The following is a 22,092-nucleotide window of genomic DNA, read 5'->3' on the forward strand; positions in this document are numbered from 1 at the left end:
CCTGGCCGCCGACATCGCCGCCGGCCCCAGCTTTGCCAACGGCATCACCAAGACCATGCTGCACCAGGAATGGACCATGACGGTGGACCAGGCCATTGAAGCCGAGGCCCAGGCCCAGGCGCTGTGCATGCTGACCGAGGATTTCAAACGCGCCTACGACGCTTTCGTCGCCAAAGAGAAGCCTGTCTTCCAGGGCGACTGAGGCCGCGGCTTTCGGAGTTGATGACCATGAGCCGATCTGCCCACCTCGATCCCTTCGCCCGCGACCGCCTGCCGCCCACGGAGCAGCAGCCCGAGTTCTTGTTCGACCTGCCCGAGTTGCAGTTTCCAGAACAGCTGAACTGCGCGGCCGAACTGCTGGACAAGCGCGTCGCGCAGGGTGACGGCGAACGCCTGTGCATCCAGGCGCCGGGCGGCCTGCGCTGGACCTATGCCGATCTGCAGGACCGGGCCAACCGCATCGCCCACGTGCTGGTGCAGGACATGGGCCTGGTGCCCGGCAACCGCGTGCTGCTGCGCGCACCGAACAACCCGATGATGGCGGCCTGCTGGTTCGCGGTGGTCAAGGCCGGCGGCATCGCGGTGGCCACGATGCCGCTGCTGCGCGCCAAGGAGCTGGCCCAGGTCATCAGCAAAGCCGAAGTGACGCACGCCTTGTGCGACGGCGCACTGGCCGAAGAACTGGCCGGCGCCGCCGCGACCTGCCCGGTGCTGCGGCACATCCGCCATTTCCACGACAACAGCGCCGACGGCCTGGAAGCCGCGATGGCCCGCCACAGCCCGCAGTTCGACGCCGTCGATACCGCTGCCGACGACACCTGCCTGATCGCTTTCACCTCCGGCACCACCGGCACGCCCAAGGGCACGATGCATTTCCATCGCGACGTGATGGCGGCCTGCCTGTGCTGGCCGGCGCTGGTACTGCGCGCGAAGCCCGGCGACGTGTTCATCGGCAGCCCGCCGCTGGCCTTCACCTTCGGGCTCGGTGGCCTGCTGCTGTTCCCGATGCACGTCGGCGCCTCTACGGTGCTGCTGGAAAAACCGAGCCCGCCGCTGCTGCTGGACGCCATCAGCCAGTTCAAGGCGACGGTTGTGTTCACCGCGCCGACCAGCTACCGAGCGCTGGCCGTCGAAGCCGGCGTGCGCCGCATCTCGGCAGCGCAGGGCGGCAACCTGCGCCAATGCGTGTCGGCCGGTGAAGCGCTGCCGGCGGCCACGCGGGCGCTGTGGAAAGAGCACACCGGCCTTGAGCTGATCGACGGCATCGGCGCCACCGAAATGCTGCACATCTTCATTTCGCACGACGAGGCTCATGCGCGGCCGGGCGCCACCGGCACCGTCGTGCCCGGCTACCGCGCCTGCGTGCTGGGCGACGATGGCCAGCCGCTGCCGCCCGGCCAGATCGGCCGCCTGGCGGTGAAGGGCCCGACCGGCTGCCGCTATCTCGCGGACGATCGCCAGGCGCGTTATGTGCAGGACGGCTGGAACCTCACCGGCGATGCCTACCGCCAGGACGAAGACGGCTACTTCCACTACTGCAGCCGGCTCGACGACATGATCATCTCGGCCGGCTACAACATCGGCGCGCCGGAGGTCGAAGAGGCCTTGATGCAGCACCCTGCGGTGGCCGAATGCGCGGTGATCGGCGTGCCGGACGACGAGCGCGGCCAGATCGTCAAGGCCTTCGTCGTGCTGCGCGCAGGGCACGAGGCCGGCAATGTCATGACCCGCACGCTGCAGGATTTCGTCAAGCAGACGATCGCACCGTACAAGTACCCGCGGGCGATCGATTTCGTCACCGCGCTGCCACGCACCGAAACCGGCAAGCTGCAGCGCTTCAAACTCAAGACCCTGGGAGACATCACATGAAGACCACCTTGCTACCGCCCGGCTGGCCGCGGCCCAAGGGTTATGCCAACGGGGTCGTGGCGCGCGGGCAGATGGTGTTCGTCGCCGGCATGATCGGCTGGGACGCCGAGGGCCGCTTCCACAGCGACCGGCTGTGCGACCAGGCGCGCCAGGCGCTGGCCAATATCGTCGCGGTGCTGGCCGAGGCCGGCGCCAAGCCCGCGCACATCGTGCGCATGACCTGGTACATCACCGACCGCCAGGAGTACTTGGACCAGGGCCGCGAGATCGGCGCGGCCTTCCGCGAGCTGATCGGCGACTACGCGATCACGATGACGGCGGTGGAAGTCAGCGCCTTGATCGAGCGCCAGGCCAAGGTCGAGATCGAGGTCACCGCGGTGCTACCGGATTGATGCAGGCCTAGGGTTTTCCCAGGCCAGCAATGCGTTTCTTGCATGGGCGCGCCCGCAAACAGCATTGGCCGCGACCAGGGGCGTTCCGTACAGTCCGCCCCCCATGAGCTCATCACCCCTTCCCACACGGCGCGAACACGATTTCCTCGGCGACAAGGCGATCCCCGCCGAAGCCTATTGGGGCGTGCACACGGCCCGCGCGGTTGAAAATTTCCCGATCACCGGCCAGACCATCGGCCAGGTGCCCGAGCTGATCCATGCACTGGCCTGCGTCAAGCAGGCCGCCGCACGCACCAATGCCGCGCTGGGCGTGCTGGACGGCGAACGTGCCGGCGCCATCGCCCAGGCCTGCGACGAGCTGATGGTCGGGCGGCTGCACGACCAGTTCATCGTCGACGTGATACAGGGCGGCGCCGGCACCTCGACCAACATGAACGCCAACGAGGTGATCGCCAACCGCGCGCTGGAGTTGCTGGGCGCCGTCAAGGGCGATTACGCCCGGCTGCACCCCAACGACCACGTCAACGCCTCGCAGAGCACCAACGACGTCTACCCCACTGCGCTGCGCCTGGCGGCCTGGGTCGGCATCGGCGGGTTGTTGGCCGCGATGGCCGCGCTGCGCGGCGCCTTCGAGCTCAAGGCCGAGGAATTCAAGACCGTGCTGAAGATCGGCCGCACGCAGCTGCAGGACGCCGTGCCGATGACGCTGGGCCAGGAGTTCGGCGCCTTCGCGGTGATGATCGGCGAGGACGAGCAGCGCCTGCGCGAAGCGCGCTCGCTGATCGAGGAGATCAACCTCGGCGCCACCGCCATCGGCACCGGCATCAACGCGCCGGGCGGCTATGCCGAGCAGGTGGTGCGCGCGCTGGCCGCCATCAGCGGCGTGCCGGTGGTCGCCTCGCCGAACCTGGTGGAAGCCACGCAGGACACCGGCGCCTTCGTGCAGCTGTCCGGCGTGCTCAAGCGGGTGGCCTGCAAGCTGAGCAAGATCTGCAACGACCTGCGGCTGCTGTCGTCCGGCCCGCAGGCCGGCTTCGGCGACATCCTGCTGCCGGCACGCCAGGCCGGCTCGTCGATCATGCCGGGCAAGGTCAACCCGGTGATCCCGGAGGTGATGAACCAGGTCGCCTTCGAGGTCATCGGCAACGACATGACGATCACGATGGCCAGCGAGGCCGGCCAGCTGCAGCTCAACGCCTTCGAGCCCATCATGGGCTGGGCGCTGTTCAAGAGCGTCAAGCACCTGACCCAGGCCTGCCGCACGCTGCAACTCAACTGCATCGAAGGCATCCTGCCCAACCATGCCGTGCTGCAGCGCCGGGTGGCCGAATCGGTCACGCTGGTCACCGCGCTGAACCCGATCATCGGCTACGAAAAAGCCGCGCTGATCGCCAAGACCGCGCTGGCCACCGGCGGCACCATTGCCGCCACGGCCGAAGCGCTGGGCATCCTCAGCCAGGCCGAGATGGCCACGCTGCTGGTGCCCGAGCGCCTGACCCAGCCCGTGCGCCTGGTGGGCTGAGCCGGCATGGGGCTGGCACGAAAAGTGGTAACTTGGCGGATGCCCGTCATCCGACTGCCGCTCGTCACCGCCTGCCTGCTGGCCTGCGCCACCACGCCCGCCTGGTCCGGCGCGGTGCTTGACCGCATCAAGTCCAAGGCCACGCTGGTCATCGCCCATCGGGAAGCCTCGGTGCCCTTCTCCTACCTCGACGGCCACAAGAAACCGGTCGGCTTTGCCGTCGAGTTGTGCCAGCGCGTGGCCGAGGCCGTGAAGAAGAAGCTGGCGCTGCCGGCGCTGAAGCTGGACTACGTGATGGTGACCACCGCCGACCGCCTTGCCGCCATCACCGAAGGCCGTGCCGACCTGGAGTGCAGCTCCACCACCAACACGGCCGAGCGGCGCCAGCAGGTCAGCTTCACGGTGCCGCACTACATCACCGGCACGCGCTACATGGTGCGAGCCGACAGCCCGGTCCAGCTGCTGGCCGAATTCCAGGGCAAGAAGCTGGCCTCGACCAAAACCACCGCGCCGCTGAAGGCCATTGACAAGGCCAACCGCGACCTGCTGCTGGGTATCACCATCGTCGAGGCGCCGGAGCACGTGAAGGCCGTCGAGATGGTCGAAAAAGGCGAGGTCGACGGCTTCGCGATGGACGATGTGCTGCTGTACGGGCTGATGTCGGGCCGGCCCGAGCCGGCCAAGCTGAAGGTGGTCGGCAAGTTCCTGACGATCGAGCCGCTGGCCATCATGCTCAGCAAGGACGATGCAGAATTCAAGCGCATCGTCGACGACGAGATGAAGCGCCTGATCCGCGGCGGCGACGCCGGCAAGTTGTACGAGCGCTGGTTCCAGCAGCCGATTCCCCCGAAGAGCACGGCGCTGAACCTGCCGATGAATTACCTGCTGCGGGACTTCTGGAAGTACCCCACCGATATCGTTCCGCAGTAAGCCGGCCCGCCGCAGCGCCTACGGGCTTGCCCGTAGGCCGGCGCATGCTGAAATTCCGTTTTTCCCTGACCACTTGGTTTTCCCTAGGAGATTGCATGAAGAAGTCTTTGTTCGTCCTGGCCGCCCTGGCCGCTGCCGGCGCCGCCCAGGCCCAAGCCACGGACACCCTGAAGAAGATCAAGGACAGCGGCAGCATCACGCTGGGCGTGCGTGAGTCCTCGGGCGCGCTGTCGTACACGCTGGGCGACGGCAAGTACGCCGGCTTCCACACCGAGATGGCGCTGAAGATCGCCGCCGACCTGCAAAAGCAGCTGGGCCTGGCCAAGCTGGAGATCAAGCAGCAGCCGGTGACCTCGCAGAACCGCCTGCCGCTGGTGCAGAACGGCACGGTCGACCTGGAGTGCGGCTCGACAACCAACAACGCCACGCGCGGCAAGGACGTGGCTTTCGCGGTGACCACCTTCGTCGAGGAAGTGCGCATCGCGGTGAAGACGGCCTCGGGCATCACCAACATCGGCCAGCTGACCGGCAAGACCGTGGCCACCACCACCGGCACCACCTCGGTGCAAACCCTGCGCAAGCATGAGCGGGCCAACGGTGTGGACTTCAAGGAAATCTTCGGCAAGGACCACGCCGACAGCTTCCTGCTGCTGGAATCCGGCCGTGCCGACGCCTTTGTGATGGACGGCCAGATCCTCGCCGGCAACATCTCGAAGTCCAAGAATCCGGCGGACTTCAAGATCGTCGGCGAAGTGCTGTCGGTCGAGCCCATCGCCTGCATGCTGCGCAAGGACGACCCGGCCTTCAAGAAAGCCGTGGACGACAGCATCAAGAACCAGATCAAGGACGGCTCGCTGGCCAAGCTGTACGACAAGTGGTTCATGCAGGCCATCCCGCCGACCAACACCAAGGTCGGCCTGCCGCTGTCGGACGCCACCAAGTCCGCCTGGGCCGCCCCGAACGACAAGCCGATGGAAGACTACGCAAAGAAATAAGCCCAGAGGCAGACGCCTACTGAGGTAAGTCCTGTGCCCGCGGGCGCGGGGCTTGCATATCCTGCAACGAGCGCGCAGACCGCAAGGCCTGCCGCGCTCGTTTTCATGTTGACCGGCCTGGCGCTGCCAGACAACGCCGGCGCCACCGGAGGATGCCTTGAGTGCATGGGATTGGCAGGTGTTCTGCAAGGACACCGCAACGGGCGACATCATGCCCACCTGCTTTGCTGCGGGAGGCGCGGAAGTCACCTACCTGCAATGGATGTTGTCGGCCTGGGGCTGGACGCTGAGCGTCTCGATCCTGGCGCTGGTCGTCGCGCTGGTGGTCGGCTCGATGATGGGCATCTTCCGCACCACGCCCAAACGCTGGCTGGTGCTGCTGGGCGAAGCCTGGACGGAGGTGTTCCGCAACATCCCGCTGATCGTGCAGATCTTCCTCTGGTACCACGTGCTGCCGGCGCTGTTCACGCCGCTGCGCGAGGTGCCGAGCTTCGTGCTGGTGGTGTTCGCGCTGGGCTGCTTCACCTCGGCGCGCATTGCCGAGCAGGTCAAGGCCGGCATCAACACGCTGCCCAAGGGCCAGCGCTATGCCGGCCTGGCGATGGGCCTGACCCTGCCGCAGACCTACCGCTACGTGATCCTGCCGATGGCCTTCCGCATCGTCATCCCCCCGATGACCAGCGAGTCGATGAACATCATCAAGAACTCCTCGGTGGCCTTTGCGGTGAGCATTGCCGAGCTGGCCTTCTTCGCCCAGCAATCGGCTGAAGAAACCTCGCAGCCGATCATGATGTACAGCGCCGCCACGCTGCTGTACTTCGTCTCGGCCTTCGCGATCAACCGCATCGCCAAGTTCATCGAAACCCGGGTGCAGGTGCCCGGCGTGCTGGGCGGGGGCAAGTGATGACCGCACTCGACTTCTCGTTCATCAACTGGGCCGTCGTCCAGAGCTTCATCGCCAAGGGCCTGATCTTCTCGGTGCAGCTGACCATCATCGCGATGCTCGGCGGCATCGCGCTGGGCACCGCGCTGGCGCTGATGCGGCTGTCCGGCAAGCCCTGGCTGGTGCAGCCGGCCGCGGCCTACGTCAACCTGATGCGCAGCGTGCCACTGGTGATGGTGATCCTGTGGTTCTTCCTGCTGATCCCGCTGCTGATCGGCCGCTCGATCGGCGCCGAACTGTCGGCCATCATCACCTTCACGATCTTCGAGGCCGCCTACTACTCGGAGATCATGCGGGCGGGCATCCAGAGCGTCTCGCGCGGGCAGGTCAACGCCGGCTACGCGGTGGGCATGACCTATGCGCAGTGCATGAAGCTGATCGTGCTGCCGCAGGCCTTCCGCAACATGCTGCCGGTGCTGCTGACGCAGACCATCATCCTGTTCCAGGACACCTCGCTGGTCTATGCCATCGGCGCCTATGACCTGCTCAAGGGCTTCGAGGTGGCGGGCAAGAACTTCAACCGCCCGGTCGAGACCTACCTGATCGCCACCGTCGTCTACTTCGTCATCTGCTTCAGCCTGTCGATGCTCGTGCGCCGCCTGCAGAAGAAGATCGCCATCATTCGTTAAGGTCACAACCATGATTGACATCAAGAACGTCAGCAAGTGGTACGGCAGCTTCCAGGTGCTGACCGACTGCAGCACCAGCATCAAGAAGGGCGACGTGGTCGTCGTCTGCGGCCCCTCGGGTTCGGGCAAGTCGACGCTGGTCAAGACCGTCAACGCGCTGGAGCCGTTCCAGAAGGGCGACATCGTCGTCGACGGCATCTCGATCTCCGACCCGAACACCAACCTGCCCAAGCTGCGCTCGCGGGTGGGCATGGTGTTCCAGAACTTCGAGCTGTTCCCGCACCTGTCGGTCACCGAGAACCTGACGCTGGCCCAGATCAAGGTGCTCAACCGCAGCGCCGACGAGGCCAAGACCCGCGGCCTGAAGATGCTGGACCGCGTCGGCCTGATGGCGCACAAGGACAAGTTCCCCGGCCAGCTCTCCGGCGGCCAGCAGCAGCGCGTGGCGATTGCCCGCGCGCTGAGCATGGACCCGATCGTCATGCTGTTCGACGAACCCACCTCGGCGCTGGACCCCGAGATGGTCGGCGAAGTGCTGGACGTGATGGTGCAACTGGCCACCGAAGGCATGACGATGATGTGCGTCACGCACGAGATGGGCTTTGCCAAGAAGGTCAGCCACCGCGTGATCTTCATGGACGCCGGCAAGATCGTGGAGGATTGCCGCAAGGATGAATTCTTCGGCAACCCGGAAGCGCGCTCGCCGAGAGCGAAAGACTTCCTGTCCAAGATCCTCCAGCACTGAGCATTCCGCCGCCCAGCGCCTGACCGCCCGACTCTGGTGCGGCGGGCACTGCGGCAAGCCGCAGATGATGCGCCCGCCCGCCCCCCGGCGAGGCGCCGGCAGCCCGGCGTGGTGCGTGCCGAACGGCGGTTTGAAGATGTGCGCGACTTGCCCGCCTTCTCCAGGTTTTCCCTGATCGGCCGATACCTCAGCATCGGTTTCGAGCGTGCGCTCCTGCCTGCCGTATCCCACCTGCGAGCCCCACCATGCTGAATCAACTCTCGATCCGCAACCGCCTGTTCGCCGCCTTCGGGCTGCTGCTGGTGCTGCTGCTGGCGGTCGCCGCCGTTGGCGGCTTCGGCGTGCACAGCGCCCGGCAAAGCACGGACAGCTTGCTCAGCCAGGTCCAGCCGCTGCACGGCCACTCCGACCTGGGCTTGCGGGCGTTGCTGCGCGCGCGCATCGCCGAGCAATCGATGGTCGCCAACAACCTGGACAACGCCGCGATCGCCGTGCACAAGAAGGGCTGGGATGCGGCGCTGAAGGACAGCCAGCGTGAACTGCAATCGGTTCGTGCGCTGATGACGACAGCGAAGCAGATCGAAGGCGTCGATGCCATCGGCAAGCAGATCGAGACCTACCGCAGCAGCTTCGAGACCTACTACAAGGACCTGGCCGGCGCGCGCTTCCCCGATGCCAAGGAAGCCACCACCGCACTCGGCCCGGTCAACACCGCCTTCGCGGCCACCGAGGCCGGCTTCGCGGCCAACCAGAAGCAGGTCGACGAAGTCACCCGCGGCATCCAGGCCGGTGTCGGCACCCTGGTGCAGGCCGTGGCCGCGATGCTCGCCACAGTGGTGCTCGTCGCGGTGCTGCTGGGCGTGCTGGTGGCCTTCACGGTCAGCCGCTCGATCGTCAGGCCGCTGGCCGAGGCCCAGGCCGTGGCCACCCACATCGCCAACGGCGACCTGACGCATGAAGTGAGCGTGCACGGCCACGACGAAGCGGCGCAGACGCTGCGGGCTTTGCAGCGCATGACCGACTCGCTGCGCCGCATCGTCGGCGACGTGCGCACCAGCGCCGACAGCATCCAGACCGCCAGCAGCGAAGTGGCCTCGGGCAACCTCGACCTGAGCCAGCGCACCGAGCAGACGGCCTCCAACCTGCAGCAGGCGGCCAGCGCCATCGATCACCTGAGCGGCAACGTGCGCCACTCGGCCGAATCGGCCCACACCGCCAACCACCTGGCCAGCTCGGCCGCCGAAGTGGCCGCACGCGGCGGCGCGGTAGTGGCCCAGGTCGTCGCGACGATGGACCAGATCCAGACCAGCTCGAAGAAGATCGCCGACATCATCGGCGTCATCGACGGCATCGCCTTCCAGACCAACATCCTGGCGCTCAATGCCGCGGTGGAAGCCGCCCGTGCCGGGGAGCAGGGCCGCGGCTTCGCCGTGGTCGCCGGCGAGGTGCGCAACCTGGCGCAACGCAGCGCCGAAGCCGCGCGCGAGATCAAAAGCCTGATCAGCAGCAGCGTCGAACGCGTGGACGCCGGTTCACGCCTGGTGCAGGACGCCGGCAGCACGATGACCGACATCGTCGCCAGCGTGAAGCGGGTGTGCGACACCATCGGCGAGATCAGCGCCGCCGTCACCGAACAGAGCGCCGGCATCGGCCAGGTCAACGGCACCGTGACCCAGCTCGACCAGATGACGCAGCAGAATGCCGCGCTGGTGGAAGAGTCCGCCGCCGCGGCCGATTCGCTGAAGGAACAGGCCGGCAAGCTGGCCACCGCGGTGGCGTCGTTCCGCGTGCACTGAAGCCTGATCCGCACGGCGTGGTGGCACGCGCGGCTGTCAGCCGCTGAACGCGTGGGCTCGCTGTGCGCTCAGCTGGCCGGCGCCGTCACGGCCGGACCCGGCCCAGCCGCTTGCTCAGCGCTTCGCACTCGACCAGCGGGACGACGCGGTCGGACCCTTGACGGTGCGCCACGCACACCGGCCTGGCCATCGAGGCCTTCATGCGCTTGCTGCAGGCGCCCGCCACGCCGATGCCGCGCACGTGCACGGCATTCGCCGCGTCGGTGCACAGCTCACCGTCGAACACCAGCTCATGGCTCACCGGTGCCATGCGCACCGCGGCCGCGTCGATCTCGTAGTGTTCGAGGAACAGCGACCCGGCCTGCTGAATCACGTTCTGGTAGCGCCCATCGGCGCCGCGCTCGGCAGAGGCCGGCAATTCGCCCAGCTTCAGCGCCTCGCCATCGGCAAAGCTGATGCGGTAAACGACGTTCTTCGCGTTCAGCCCCAGTTCGCGCGGCGCCAGCATCAGCAGGCCCCGCATCGGTTGGCCGGCTTCGGCTTCGTAGCTGTAGCCCGCTTCACAGATGTCGGCCCGCCGCGGAATCACGACCTCGACTCCGGGCCCGCCCTTCAGCGACAGCACCGCCGATCGCTCATCGACACGGCATTGCAGTGCGGGTTCGGCGGCGCAGGCGCCGGTCAGCAGCGCCAGCGCCGTGCCGCCCAGCAGCAGCCAGGATGGTGCCCTCATGGCCTGTCTCCCAGCAGCGTGATGATGCGCGTGGTCTGTGCCTGGCGATCCGGGAAATGCGCCGCCGCGGGCCAGGGGGTCGTCACGCCGACGTTGGCACCGTCACCGCGCACGCGCCGGGTCATCTCCGCCGCGTCGTTGGTGTCGGCGGTCGAGATCAGCGTGTTCTTGGCCCAGAACCAGCCGGCGGTGTCGATGCAGTTGTGCGCATCGGTGCTGATGACATCGGGATTGCCGATGACCGGTGGCCGCCGCGCCGCGACCAGCGCCGCCACCGCGACCGCGTTCTGCGTTGGCAAGGTGTTGACTTGCCCGGCCGGCACGGTGTTGCCGGGCAGGCCCCACCAGCCCGGATCGCGCCACCAGTTGGCCGAGAAGGTCGCCGCCGACAGCCATCCGCGATAGACCCAATAGCGCGCGTAGTTGTCGCGGCCCGTCATCTGCTTGAAGCCGCGGCCGCGGAAGTCGCCGCCGTCGTTCCATTCGACATTGCCCAGCCAGCCGGCGAAGTTCTTGGCCTTGGCATAGTGCCTGAAGTAGGTGTACGGGTCGCCGTTGTAAAGCTCCGACATGAAGCGCAGCTGCGCCGATTCGACCGCGGCCTGCCCATAGAAGTGGCCCAGCCGGATCGGCGACGCCACCAGGTACTTTCGCGTCGCGACATTCAGATGCGTCCGATACCGTGTGATGTTGGCGGCCGTGGCATTCGGGTACACCGCTTTCATTTCACGCTCGGCGAGCCAGCGGCAGGGCCTGAAGTGCCGCACGAACTCGCGCGGCTGGAAATGCCAGTGCTCGGCCGGCAAGCCCATGCCACCGGGCCAGAAGGCCAGTGCGCCGATGTGCGCCCGCAACGCTTCGAACTCTGCTGTGTCCAGCGGCTGCGCGTTCTCGTCGCTGCGGGTCTTCAGCCAGCCCCAGCGGGCATCCACCGTCGCCGCATCCCATTCGGTCGAGAACTTGCAGATCGCCCGGTCCAGCTTCGGCCGCACATCGGCGTCCGATAGCCGGATGACGGCCTCGATCGGGTCGATCCGGCCGTCATTGCTCGCGTCCAGCCAGCCGCGGACCACGGTGGAATCGCAGCGGCTGTCGCGATCGGCGCTGTCGTCGATCAGCCGCCACTGCTTCCAGTGCGGGAAATCGGCATCGCTGAACTTGTGCAGGCCGGCCGCGTTGAGGTTGATCCAGCCCTGGCCACCGTCGTAGCGCACTTCGCGCCAATGCGGCACATCGGCCGGCGCCAGCGCATCGGGGCCGACGACGCGGCCATAGCGCAGCAGCTCGTACACCGCGCTGGGCGCCGGCCGCGTGGCAGCAGGATAGGCTTCGCTGATGTCGCCGGCCGTGTCGTACAGCTCGTATTCGGCATCGGCCTGCGTCAAGGCCGCGCCGAGCGCACTGCCATCGAGCCGATAGCTCGTGACCTGCACGCCCGCGCGCTGCGCCGCCGTGCCCTCGCCGCCGGCGCAGCGCAGGCCGACGATCATCTCGGCCGCGGTGGTGTGCACCGGCTGCAGCGCCAGCGGCGCCGGCCGCGGCTGGCCCTGGGGCGTCGGCGGCTGCATCATCGCGGCGGCCGAGTTCGCCAGCGGCCGGCGGCCGTACACCGCTGCGCCCGCCGGCACCTGCACATACATCTCGCCGTACAGCGCATCGACGCGGCCATCGGCGCCAGTGTTCAGGTCGCCCGCCGCGCGGCCGACCAGCTTGCGCAGGTTGTCGTCGTCGCAGACGATCTCGAAGTGCAGCTTGCGGTCCAGGCTGCCGTAGACCTGCCCGGCCTGGCCGATCTCCGCCTTGCGGCTGATGCGGCCGCCGTTGGCCGTGGTCGACACCGTGGCGGCGATCTCGCGCAGGTGCATGTAGATCGAGAAGAAGCGCACTTCGGCATTGGCGCCTTCGCCGATCTCGGTGTCGTGGCGGATCACGACCACGCCGTTGTCGGTCCAGCCGCCGTGGTAGGCCTGCGGGTGGCCGGCGGGCAGCGGGCCGGCGGGCTGGGGCGTCGGGGGGCGGCGGAACACCACCGTGCCATCGGCGATCGCCCGCACGGCTTCGAAGCTCGTGCCGTTGCCGGGGGCGACCAGGTGCATACCGCCGTGCCAGCCGAGGTTGAAGCTCAACGGGTAGGCGCCGTCACCGGGTTCGCCGCCGGCCATGCAGCGGTCCAGCCAATCGGCCTCGGACTCATTGGCCGCGCGGGCCGGCAGGAACGGGGGGCTGATGAGCATGGGTGGGTGCGCGGCGGCTTACAGCGAGAACGGGTAACGGCCGCTGAACTTCAGCGGCTGCTTGGGCATCACCGGCAGCGGGTAGGGCACGTTGGACGGCCCCAGAAAACTCTTCTTGCCCGCCAGCACCCGGATCGTGCCGGGGCACTGGATCACGATGTTGCCGCCCTCCAGCGTGATGTTGGCGCCGCCCGCCACGCTCAAGCTGATCTTCTTCGGGCTGGCGATGTCCAGGAAGCTGCGCACCGACTCGATCAGCACATCGTCCTTCGCCGCCAGCTGCAGCGCATTCGATTGCGCCTGGACCTCGATGTCCCCCTTCGCCGCGATCATCGTCAGGCCCTTGCCGGCGGCCTCGGTGCCCGGCTCGATGGCGCCGGCCAGCAGGCCGATGGCCTGGCCGGTGTGGATGCGCGCGGTGCCGCCCACCGCCCAGTGCGTGTCCTGGCCGCTCGCGGTGGTGATGGTCTCGCCCGCCGTCATCTGCAGATCCAGCCCCGCCGTCACCGCCAGGCCGGCCTTGGCCGCGATCGCGACGATCGGGTTCGTCGTGTGCGGCTGCTTGCCATCGCCGGCCGCGGTGCTCTTGGCCGCCGCGTCGGCTTCGGCCTTGTCCATCGCCGTTTCGTCGACCATGCCGGAGACCATCGTGTGCAGCGCCGCCAGCGGCGCCGCCTTCTCGTCGATCAGACTCTTGCCCGGCGCAGTGCTGCCGATGTGGTTTGACAGCGCCACCGTCTGGTGCAGCCGGGCTGCGTCGCTCATCACCTGGCCCAGCGTTTTCAGCTGCTTGCCCAGGGCCATGGCTGCGGCGTTGTCGCCCGCCGGCTCCTGGCCCTGCGCGCCGTAGCTCGACAGCAGCAGGCCGTTGGCCGCCCGGACTGCGCCGTACGCGTCCGTTCGCAGTTCGAAGCCCAGGCCGCGGAAGCTGCCACGGTGGTTGTCCGCCTGGTGGATCAGGTGGCCCAGGTTCAGCTGGGTGGCGTGCTGGGTGGTGGCCAGTTGCGCACGCAACTGGCTGTTGCTGTCGTCGAATGCCAGCTGGTTGAACCCGAGGGCGCCGAACTCCTGCGTCTTCCAGCCGCTCAGCGCCGCGGCATTGCGCTGGCCGCCCTGCGGCACCGCGTCCGCCGCGCTGGCACCGTGCCAGGCCGGGCTGCGGCCGCCCGCCAGGTTGCCCTGCGCGCTGGGCCGGTGGTCGCTGGATTGGCTGAAGGCGCTGGCATCGGCCTCGGCCGGCTTGCCCCCAGGCGTCGGCGTGATGCCGGCTTCCCCCTGGCCGTCGTACAGCGCGGCCACCACCAGCGGGCGGTCGATGTCGCCGTCGATGAAGTCGACCAGCACGTCCTGCCCGATGCGCGGGATGAACTGCAGCCCCATGCCCGCGCCGGCATGGCGCTGCAGCACGCGCACCCAGGTGCTGGTGCTGCTGGTATCGGGACCCATGCCCGGCTGCGTCTGGAAGTCGTAGCGGATGCGAATGCGGCCCAGCGCATCCATGTGGATCTCTTGCTCACCGGGTCCGACCACGGTGGCCGTCAACGGCCCGGTGATCGTCGGCTTGGGGTTCAGGCGCTGGCCATTGCCGTCGGCCTGCAGCGGTCGCCAGGGCACGCTGGCGCGGATGGCTTCGAAGCGGTTCGCATAGCCCGACGCGGCGACCTGAGTCTTCAGTTCCTCGCCGACCCACTCGGCCAGCAGCTCGGCGCCGCCTTCGTGGCGCTGCGTGACGATCGCCTGGTTGCTGTCCTTGGGCAGGTTGTTGATGCCCGCATGCACCACGCGGGTCAGCAGGAAGCGCTTGTCGTCGGTGCCGGCCAGCGCCTGCAAGGGATCCAGCACCGATTCGGTCAGCGTGAAATGACTGCCGGGCGTGAAACTGCGCACCGTGCCGCGGCCCAGCCAGGTCTTGTGGCGGGTTTCATGCGCTTGCTGCACCAGTTCCAGTGCGCGCTCGGCTTGCGCCTGGTTGCCGAAGGCATAGGCGCCAAAGTGATCGTAGGCTTCGAGCTGCGGCGCTTGCGCGCCGCCGAAGCGGCCGCGGGTGGGCACGCTGGCGGCCCGCACGCGCTTGGCCTTGTAGTCCCAGCCCAGCGCCGTGGCCACCGCACTCGGCAGCTGGCGCAGGCCGCCGAAGGCCTGCACGGCATCCTGGTCTTCGATGATGCCGGCGCGGTGGAAGCGAATGCCCTGGCCGCCCAGAGCGCTGGCGCTGCTGCTGTCTTCGGGACAGCTGGCCCGGTTCACGCTGTCGGCCAGGATCACCAGGCGGTGGCCCATCGGCGCCGCATCGTCCGGCTCGAAGCGGTAGACCAGGCCGTCTTCCGTCAGCAGGCGCTGCACGAAGGCCAGATCCGTCTCGCGGTACTGCACGGTGTAGCTGCGCACGCCTTCGGCACTGGTGAAGGGGCTCATCGCCAGATGCGCGGCCACGCAGTCGGCCCACTGCCACGCGGCATAGGCGCTGTAGCGCGAGAACACGCTCTCGATGATCTCGACCAGCGATTTTTCCTGCCACACCTGGCTGCGCCGCGTGTGCGCCAGCAGGCCCAGCCAGCATTCGACATCGAGCCGATAACGTGCAAAACCGCCGTCAGATTCTTCGGCACTGGCGCGGGTGACGACGCCGCTGCGCAGCAAGGCGCTGCCATCGCTGAGCGTGGTGCGCAACGTCAGCTGGCGGCCCAGCATGTCGTCCAGGTCGAGGTCCGGGCGCAGCGCCAGCGCGCTGATCTGCATCAACCAGGTTTCGTTCAGGCCCTCGCGCTGGCACCAGGCTTCGACCAGCAACTCGGCCAGCGGCCCTTCACCCTGCAGGTGGTACAGCCGGTCTTGCGTCAGAAAGCCACCGGTCAGCGCGGCCGCTGCAAGGGCATCGAGATTCATCAGGGCTCCCGGGGGCTGCCGGCTACTTCGGGTGGCAGCTGGCACAGGGTGAAGAATTTAGCCCAGCCCGTGCGTGCAGCCGAGCCTCCCCCTAGCTTCAAGCGCGGGTTTCAGCCACTGATTCGTTGCCTGCGGTAACAGCGCTTGCGCCACCATGCCCGCGTGGGGCTGCATCACGCGCCTGGCGGCGCCGGCAGCTGCACCGTGAACACCGAGCCCTCGCCCGGCACGCTCTGCACGCCGATCGTGCCGCCCATGGCTTCCACCAACTGCTTGCTCAGCGCCAGCCCGAGGCCACTGCCCTGCACACCGATGTGTTGCGCCCCCACGCGCTCGAAGGGCTTGAACAGGCGCGCCAACTGCGTGGGCGTCATGCCCATGCCGGTGTCGGCCACGCGCAACTCCACCCGATTGCCCAGCGGCGTGGTGACCGTCTGCGTCCGCACGCTGACACGCCCCCCCGGCCGGTTGTACTGGATGGCGTTGGACAGCAGGTTGCTCGCCACCTGCTTCAGGCGCCGGGCATCGCCCTGCACCCACAGCGGCGGACCGCGAACCCCGTCGCCGTCGAAGTGCAGGTCCCCCGGGCTGCCGCTGCCTTCCAGCACCGCCCAGGCTTCGGCCAGCACCTGGCGCAGATCCACCGCGGCGCAGGCCAGGCTCAGCTGCCCGGTCTGAGCGCTCGACACATCCAGCACGTCTTCCACCAGCGCCAGCAGGTGCTGGCCGCTGGCCACGATCTGTTGTACCCAGGCGCGGTGGCGCGGGTCCAGCGTGGTGTCGGTCACCAGCAGCTGGCCGAAGCCCAGCACGGCGTTCAGCGGTGTGCGCAACTCATGGCTGACGCGCGACAGCAGCTGCGTCTTGGCCCGGTCGGCGGCTTCGGCGCGGTCGCGCGCCTGCCGCCACTCGGCGGCGCGCTTCTGCGCGCTGATGTCGATCAGCACCCCGACCCGTTCCTGTCCCGGCCCGTCGGCGGGCATCGGGCGCGATTGCAGGTGCACCCACTTCTGCTCGCCGCTGTCGAGCACGATGCGGAACTCGACATTCAGCACGTCGACGGCGGCCACGCTGTGCGCCACGGCTTGCGCCACCCGTGCCCGGTCGTCGGGGTGGCGGTAGGTGTCGAGCACGTCGCCATCGGTCATCACCACCTCGGGCGGGACGCCGAACAGGGCTAACACGCCGTCGCTGACGAAGCTGAACACGCGGCAGCCCTCGGGCGTGATGTTCACGCGGAACACCATGCCCGGCATCTGCTGCGTGATCAGGCGCAGGTGGGCTTCGCTGCGCTGCAACGCGGCCTGTGCCCGCACGCGGTCGGTGATTTCTTCGACCGTGCCTTCGTAGTACAGCACCAGGCCCGCTGCGTCGCGCACGATGTGGGCGTTTTCGGTGATCCACACCGGCTCGCGCGTGGCGTGGCGGTAGACCTCCGAGACAAAACCGGTGACCTGGCCGTCGCGTTCCAGCTGCTCGCGAAAGCGCTCACGCTGGCGGGGATCGACATACCACTCGTGCGCCACGTCACGGCACTGGCTCAGCAGCTCGGCCTCGCTGGCGTAGCCGTTGAAGCGCACCAGGGCAGCGTTCGCGCGCAGCATGAAACCCTGCGGCGACGATCGGTAGGCGCCCACCGGCAGCAGGTCAAACAGCGTTGACGTGCCGCCGTCCGTGCTGTCAGCCATGACGGCCCCTGTACCGGCAGCTCCCTGCGACGGTGGTGTTCTTGTCGGCGGCCCGGATCGGCACCGCCGTGCTGATTCTGGATCAGATTGCGGGCTGTCGCGCAGCTGATTTTTCCCCAGCGGCGCACCGGCGGCCGGGTTCAGGGCGCGCCAAGCTGGCGCCGCACGGTGCTGTTGATCAGCCGCAGTTCGGCCAGCGTGGCGTCGATGTGCGCGCGCTTGCGCTCCAGCTCGGCGATCGCCGCATCGGTGCGGCTCAGCACAAAACGCAGCTGCTGCGTACGGCCTTCGCCGTGCACGCCGTACAGATCCAGGTAATGCTTGATCTCGGCCAGCGACGAGCCGATGGCCTTGGCACGCAGGATCAGCGCCAGCCGCGCCCGGTCGCGCCGGGTGTAGACCCGCGCACCATTGACGCGCCGCGGCGACAGCAGACCCTTGTCTTCATAGAAGCGGATCGCGCGCGGCGTGATGGCGAAGGCCTGGCACAGCTCGGTCACGCCGAACAGCTCGCTGGCATCGTCGCTACGGTGCGCGGCGACCATTGCCTGCGCGGCCGCAGCCGCGCCCGGGCGCTTGGCGGCGGCAACAGCCATTTCAGAACCCCCTTGGCAGCGGGGCCGCGACGCTCCCGCCGCCGCAGGCACCCCTTTGACGAGCGCGCAAGGCGTGGGGGCAGGCGTGCAGGTCCATGATCCGGGGTCCTCGTGAAAGTGGCGCCATGCACCGACGCAGCATCGTAAAACCACCCCATGCCGCATCGGCTTCTGGAATTCCCTAGCCGTCATCAGGTTGACGTTAACGTCACCCTCGCGCTTAATGCGGCTTTCGCAGGCGCTGACAACATGCCCGTGATCACCTCGCTGTTGAATCCCAAGTCGGCCGGCTTCGTCGCCAACCAGCGCCGCATGCACGAGCGGCTGGCCGAAGTGCGTGCCCTCGAGGCCATCGTCGTCGGTGAATCGGAAAGCAAGCGCGTCAAGTTCGATCAGCGCGGCCAGCTGCTGCCGCGCGAACGCGTCGCCCGCCTGATCGACCGCGGCAGTGAATTCGTCGAGATCAGCACGCTGGCGGGCCTGGGCATGCACGACGACGATGGCAAAAAAAGCGTGATGGGCGGCGGCTCCATCGTCGGCATCGGCGTGGTGGCCGGCAAGCGGGTGTTGATCAGCGCCAACGACAGCGCGGTGAAAGGCGGCACCGTCGCACCGATGGGGCTGAAGAAGGGCCTGCGAGCGCAGGCCATCGCGCTGGAGAACAAGCTGCCGCTGATCGCACTGGTGGAGTCCGGCGGCGCGAACCTGATGTACCAGGCCGAGATCTTCGTCGACGGCGGCCGCAGCTTCGCCAACCAGGCGCGCCTGTCGGCCGCCGGCATTCCGCAGGTCGCTGTCGTGCATGGCGCTTCCACTGCGGGCGGCGCCTACCTGCCGGGCCTGTCGGACTATGTCGTGCTGGTCAAGGGCCGATCGAGCATCTACCTGGCCGGCCCGCCGCTGGTCAAGGCCGCGATCGGCGAAGACGCCACCGAAGAGGAACTCGGCGGCGCCGAGCTGCATGCGCGCGCCACCGGCCTGGGCGAATACCTGACGGAAAACGATGCGCATGCCATCGCGCTAACGCGGGAACTGCTCGGTGCATTGCCGTGGGATACCGTGACCCCGACGGCCGACGCGCCACCGCCGCGCTACAGCGCCGAAGAATTGCTGGGCATCGTGCCGGCCGACGAGCGTGAACCCTACGACGTGCGCGAAATCATCGCCCGCCTCGTCGACGACTCTGCCTTCCTCGAGTTCAAGGCCGTCTATGCCGCCGACACGGTCTGCGGCCATGCCCGCATCCAGGGCCATGCGATCGGCCTCATCGGCAACAACGGGCCGATCCAGCCCTCGGGTTCGACCAAGGCGGCGCAGTTCATCCAGCTGTGCGACCAGAGCGGCACGCCGCTGGTCTTTCTGCAAAACACCACCGGCTACATGGTGGGCTCGGCGGCCGAAGCGGCCGGCGCCATCAAGCACGGCAGCAAGATGATCCAGGCCGTGGCCAATGCGCGGGTGCCGAAGTTCACCATCGTGCTCGGCGGCAGTTTCGGCGCAGGCAACTACGGCATGTGCGGCCGCGGCTTCGACCCGCGCTTCATTTTCGCCTGGCCCACCGCGCGCACCGCGGTGATGGGGGGTGCGCAGGCGGCGATGGTGATGGACATGGTCAGCCGCGGCAAGCTGGCGCGCACGGGCGTGGCAGTCAACGAGCAGGCCGAAGCCGGCCTGAAGGCGATGAGCGAGCAACTCAGACGCCGGCTCGACGCCGAATCCATGGCCCTTTTCGGCACCGCGCGCCTGTGGGACGACGGCATCATCGACCCGCGCGACACGCGCCGCCTGCTGGCGCTCGGCCTGACGCTGGCCACCGATGCCGAGCGCCGCACGCTGCGCCCCAACACCTTCGGCATCGCCAGGTTCTGACGACCGCCATGGCCACCTACTTCAAGAGCTATCTCCATGCAATTCACCGAACAGCACCGCCAGCTCGACGACACCGTCACCAAGTTCGTGCAGAAGGAGCTGAACCCCTATGTCGATGAATGGGAGAAGGCCGAGCAGTTCCCCAGCCACGAAGTCTTCAAGAAGCTCGGCCAGCTGGGCCTGCTGGGCCTGAAGTACCCGGAAGCATTCGGCGGTGCCGGCCTGGACTTCAGCTACTCGATGGTGATGGCCGAAGCGCTGGGCGCGACGAACTGCGGCGGCGTGCCCATGGCCATCGGCGTGCACACCGACATGTGCACGCCGGCGCTGGCGCGCTTCGGCAGCGACGAGCTGCGCCGCGAGTTCCTGGCGCCATCGATCGCCGGCGACGTCGTCGGCTGCCTGGGTGTCAGCGAACCCGGCGGCGGTTCGGATGTCGCTGCGGTGAAGACCAGCGCACGCAAGGACGGCGGCGACTACCTGATCAATGGCAGCAAGATGTGGATCACCAATGGCCTGAAAGCCGACTGGTGCTGCCTGCTGGCCAACACCAGCGACATGGGCGAAGGCGGATCGCCGCACAAGAACAAGAGCCTGATCATCGTGCCGATGGATGCACCCGGCATCATCAAGCAGAAGATCCACAAGATCGGCATGCACTCGTCGGACACCGCGCAGCTGTTCTTCGACAACGTGCGCGTGCCGCAGCGAAATCTCATTGGCCAGGAAGGCATGGGCTTCATGTTCCAGATGATGCAGTTCCAGGAAGAGCGCCTGTTCGGCGCCGCCGGTTCGCTGCGCAGCCTGGACAGGCTGATCGACCTGACCATAGCCTACACCCGCGAGCGCAAGGCCTTCGGCAAGAGCATTCTGGACAACCAGGTCGTGCACTTCAGGCTCGCCGAACTGCGCACCGAGGTCGAGGCGCTGCGTGCACTGACCTACCGCGCGGTGGAGATGTATGTCGCCGGCAAGGACGTGACCGCGCTGGCCTCGATGGCCAAGCTGAAGTGCGGCCGCCTGTCGCGTGAAGTGGCCGATGCCTGCCTGCAGTTCTGGGGCGGCATGGGCTACACCATCGACAACCTGGTCTCCCGCGCCTACCGTGATTCACGGCTGATCTCGATCGGAGGTGGGGCCGACGAGGTCATGCTGGGCATCATCTGCAAGCTCGAAGGCACGCTGCCCAAAGGGGCGCATTGAGCATGGCCACGGCAGCTCTCACCACGCTGGCACTGGCCCGCAGCGGCGCCACGCTGCACATCACGCTGAACCGGCCGGAGCAGCGCAATGCGATGTCGCTGGTGATGGTGGCCGAGTTGCGCGCCGTGCTCGCCGAAGCCGAGCGCGACGGCCAGACGCGCGCGCTGGTGCTGCGCGGTGCCGGCAGCCACTTCTGCGCCGGCGGCGACATCAAGGACATGGCCGCGGCGCGAGGCCGGCCCGCCGTCGACGGCATCGATCCGATTGCGCAGGTCAGCCGTGCCTTTGGTGCGTTATGCGTTGCTTTTGCCGCGACGCCGCTGGCCGTGGTGGCAGTGCTCGAAGGCACGGTGATGGGCGGCGGCTTCGGCCTGGCCTGCGTCGCCGATGTGGCGATCGCCAGCGACACCGTCAGCTTCCGCCTGCCTGAAACCTCGCTCGGCCTGGTGCCGGCGCAGATCGCACCCTTCCTGGTCGAGCGCCTGGGCTACAGCGAAGCCAAGCGCCTGGCGGTCTGCGGCGCGACGCTGGGCGCCAGCGAGGCGCTGGCGATCCGGCTGGTGCACGAGGTGCACGGCGCCGACACGCTCGACACCGCGCTGGCGCGTGTGCTCGACGACATCCTGCGCTGCGCTCCCGGCGCGATCGCCGCGACCAAGGCCTTGCTGGCCCAGGCCCGCTTCGCGCCGTCGGCCACGCTGGTGGCAGAGGCCGCCGCGGTGTTCTCCCGCGCCGTGCAAGGGCCCGAGGGCGTGGAGGGCACCACGGCATTCATTCAAAAACGGCCCGCCGCGTGGGCGCCGCTGTGAACCTGGCCCATCGCTGACATGAATCGTCAACGCCTGTCGCGAACTTCTGCAGACGGCCCGTTGCGGCCGTTCGGTTGTTGTTCTGAGAGCCGACATTCAATTGTTGAGTCCTGCGGAGTGGCCGGGATTCCGCCCCGGCGGGCGGGTAACTTCTTTCTGCTGGCTCAGAAAGAAGTCACCAAGAAAGAGAGCCAGAAAACCAAACGTTCATTTGTGCCTCCGCACGCGCAGTCCTGCAGCGCCAGTGGCGGCA

General features: G+C 67.8%; 18 protein-coding genes and 1 pseudogene. 14 read left to right on the forward strand and 5 right to left on the reverse strand.

What is annotated here, in order from left to right; all coding sequences use genetic code 11:
• The 10 genes and pseudogenes from VLK61_RS30110 to VLK61_RS30155 form a co-directional block, all read left to right on the forward strand.
• Positions 1 to 202, forward strand: a pseudogene (locus tag VLK61_RS30110) (enoyl-CoA hydratase); the annotation flags it as partial.
• A gap of 26 nt (positions 203 to 228) precedes the next feature.
• Complete coding sequence (locus VLK61_RS30115) at positions 229 to 1,869, forward strand: AMP-binding protein (RefSeq protein WP_325427053.1); 1,641 nt, start codon at positions 229 to 231, stop codon at positions 1,867 to 1,869.
• The gene (locus VLK61_RS30120; RefSeq protein ID WP_325427055.1) at positions 1,866 to 2,261 is read left to right on the forward strand and encodes a RidA family protein; all 396 of its coding nucleotides are present in this window, start codon (positions 1,866 to 1,868) and stop codon (positions 2,259 to 2,261) included. The genes VLK61_RS30115 and VLK61_RS30120 overlap by 4 nt, the downstream gene beginning before the upstream one ends.
• A gap of 103 nt (positions 2,262 to 2,364) precedes the next feature.
• Positions 2,365 to 3,783 (forward strand): aspartate ammonia-lyase, encoded by a 1,419-nt coding sequence (locus VLK61_RS30125; RefSeq protein ID WP_325427057.1) that lies wholly within the window; start codon positions 2,365 to 2,367, stop codon positions 3,781 to 3,783.
• Between the two features lie 39 nt (positions 3,784 to 3,822).
• Entirely contained in the window at positions 3,823 to 4,713 is an 891-nt protein-coding gene (locus VLK61_RS30130) for an amino acid ABC transporter substrate-binding protein (protein ID WP_325427059.1), read from the forward strand.
• 95 nt (positions 4,714 to 4,808) lie between these two features.
• On the forward strand, positions 4,809 to 5,708 hold the full coding sequence (locus VLK61_RS30135; protein ID WP_325427061.1) for an amino acid ABC transporter substrate-binding protein: 900 nt from the start codon (positions 4,809 to 4,811) through the stop codon (positions 5,706 to 5,708).
• Between the two features lie 211 nt (positions 5,709 to 5,919).
• Positions 5,920 to 6,612 carry an amino acid ABC transporter permease gene (locus VLK61_RS30140; RefSeq protein WP_325427087.1) on the forward strand — a complete coding sequence of 231 codons (693 nt, stop codon included), beginning with the start codon at positions 5,920 to 5,922 and terminating at the stop codon, positions 6,610 to 6,612.
• The gene (locus VLK61_RS30145) at positions 6,612 to 7,280 is read left to right on the forward strand and encodes an amino acid ABC transporter permease (RefSeq protein WP_325427063.1); all 669 of its coding nucleotides are present in this window, start codon (positions 6,612 to 6,614) and stop codon (positions 7,278 to 7,280) included. The genes VLK61_RS30140 and VLK61_RS30145 overlap by 1 nt, the downstream gene beginning before the upstream one ends.
• A 10-nt stretch (positions 7,281 to 7,290) precedes the next feature.
• Positions 7,291 to 8,025, forward strand: coding sequence for an amino acid ABC transporter ATP-binding protein (locus tag VLK61_RS30150; protein ID WP_325427065.1), 735 nt, complete (start codon positions 7,291 to 7,293; stop codon positions 8,023 to 8,025).
• 245 nt (positions 8,026 to 8,270) lie between these two features.
• Positions 8,271 to 9,821, forward strand: coding sequence for a methyl-accepting chemotaxis protein (locus tag VLK61_RS30155; protein WP_325427067.1), 1,551 nt, complete (start codon positions 8,271 to 8,273; stop codon positions 9,819 to 9,821).
• Between the two features lie 85 nt (positions 9,822 to 9,906).
• On the opposite strand, the gene VLK61_RS30160 is transcribed toward VLK61_RS30155, so the two are convergent.
• From VLK61_RS30160 to VLK61_RS30180, 5 genes are all read right to left on the reverse strand, one after another.
• Positions 9,907 to 10,554, reverse strand: a complete 648-nt coding sequence (locus VLK61_RS30160) for a hypothetical protein (protein WP_325427069.1) — start codon at positions 10,552 to 10,554, stop codon at positions 9,907 to 9,909.
• Entirely contained in the window at positions 10,551 to 12,788 is a 2,238-nt protein-coding gene (locus VLK61_RS30165; RefSeq protein ID WP_325427071.1) for a hydroxyethylthiazole kinase, read from the reverse strand. The genes VLK61_RS30160 and VLK61_RS30165 overlap by 4 nt, the downstream gene beginning before the upstream one ends.
• Before the next feature lie 18 nt (positions 12,789 to 12,806).
• Complete coding sequence (locus VLK61_RS30170; protein ID WP_325427073.1) at positions 12,807 to 15,674, reverse strand: type VI secretion system Vgr family protein; 2,868 nt, start codon at positions 15,672 to 15,674, stop codon at positions 12,807 to 12,809.
• A gap of 173 nt (positions 15,675 to 15,847) precedes the next feature.
• Positions 15,848 to 17,362: a sensor histidine kinase gene (locus tag VLK61_RS30175; RefSeq protein ID WP_325427075.1), complete on the reverse strand. Its 1,515-nt coding sequence runs from the start codon at positions 17,360 to 17,362 to the stop codon at positions 15,848 to 15,850.
• Between the two features lie 140 nt (positions 17,363 to 17,502).
• Complete coding sequence (locus VLK61_RS30180; protein ID WP_325427077.1) at positions 17,503 to 17,958, reverse strand: MerR family transcriptional regulator; 456 nt, start codon at positions 17,956 to 17,958, stop codon at positions 17,503 to 17,505.
• A 249-nt stretch (positions 17,959 to 18,207) separates the two neighbouring features.
• Between VLK61_RS30180 and VLK61_RS30185 the strand changes: the two genes are divergently transcribed.
• The 4 genes from VLK61_RS30185 to VLK61_RS30200 all read left to right on the forward strand — a co-directional run.
• Positions 18,208 to 19,827, forward strand: a complete 1,620-nt coding sequence (locus VLK61_RS30185) for an acyl-CoA carboxylase subunit beta (protein WP_325427079.1) — start codon at positions 18,208 to 18,210, stop codon at positions 19,825 to 19,827.
• 36 nt (positions 19,828 to 19,863) lie between these two features.
• Positions 19,864 to 21,030 (forward strand): acyl-CoA dehydrogenase family protein, encoded by a 1,167-nt coding sequence (locus VLK61_RS30190; RefSeq protein ID WP_325427081.1) that lies wholly within the window; start codon positions 19,864 to 19,866, stop codon positions 21,028 to 21,030.
• A 2-nt stretch (positions 21,031 to 21,032) separates the two neighbouring features.
• On the forward strand, positions 21,033 to 21,839 hold the full coding sequence (locus tag VLK61_RS30195) for an enoyl-CoA hydratase/isomerase family protein (RefSeq protein WP_325427083.1): 807 nt from the start codon (positions 21,033 to 21,035) through the stop codon (positions 21,837 to 21,839).
• 18 nt (positions 21,840 to 21,857) lie between these two features.
• On the forward strand, positions 21,858 to 22,092 hold a 235-nt coding region (locus VLK61_RS30200; RefSeq protein ID WP_325427085.1), incomplete at its 3' end, for a hypothetical protein.

Source organism: Aquabacterium sp., from assembly GCF_035476535.1.
Taxonomy (GTDB): Bacteria; Pseudomonadota; Gammaproteobacteria; order Burkholderiales; family Burkholderiaceae_C; genus Pseudaquabacterium.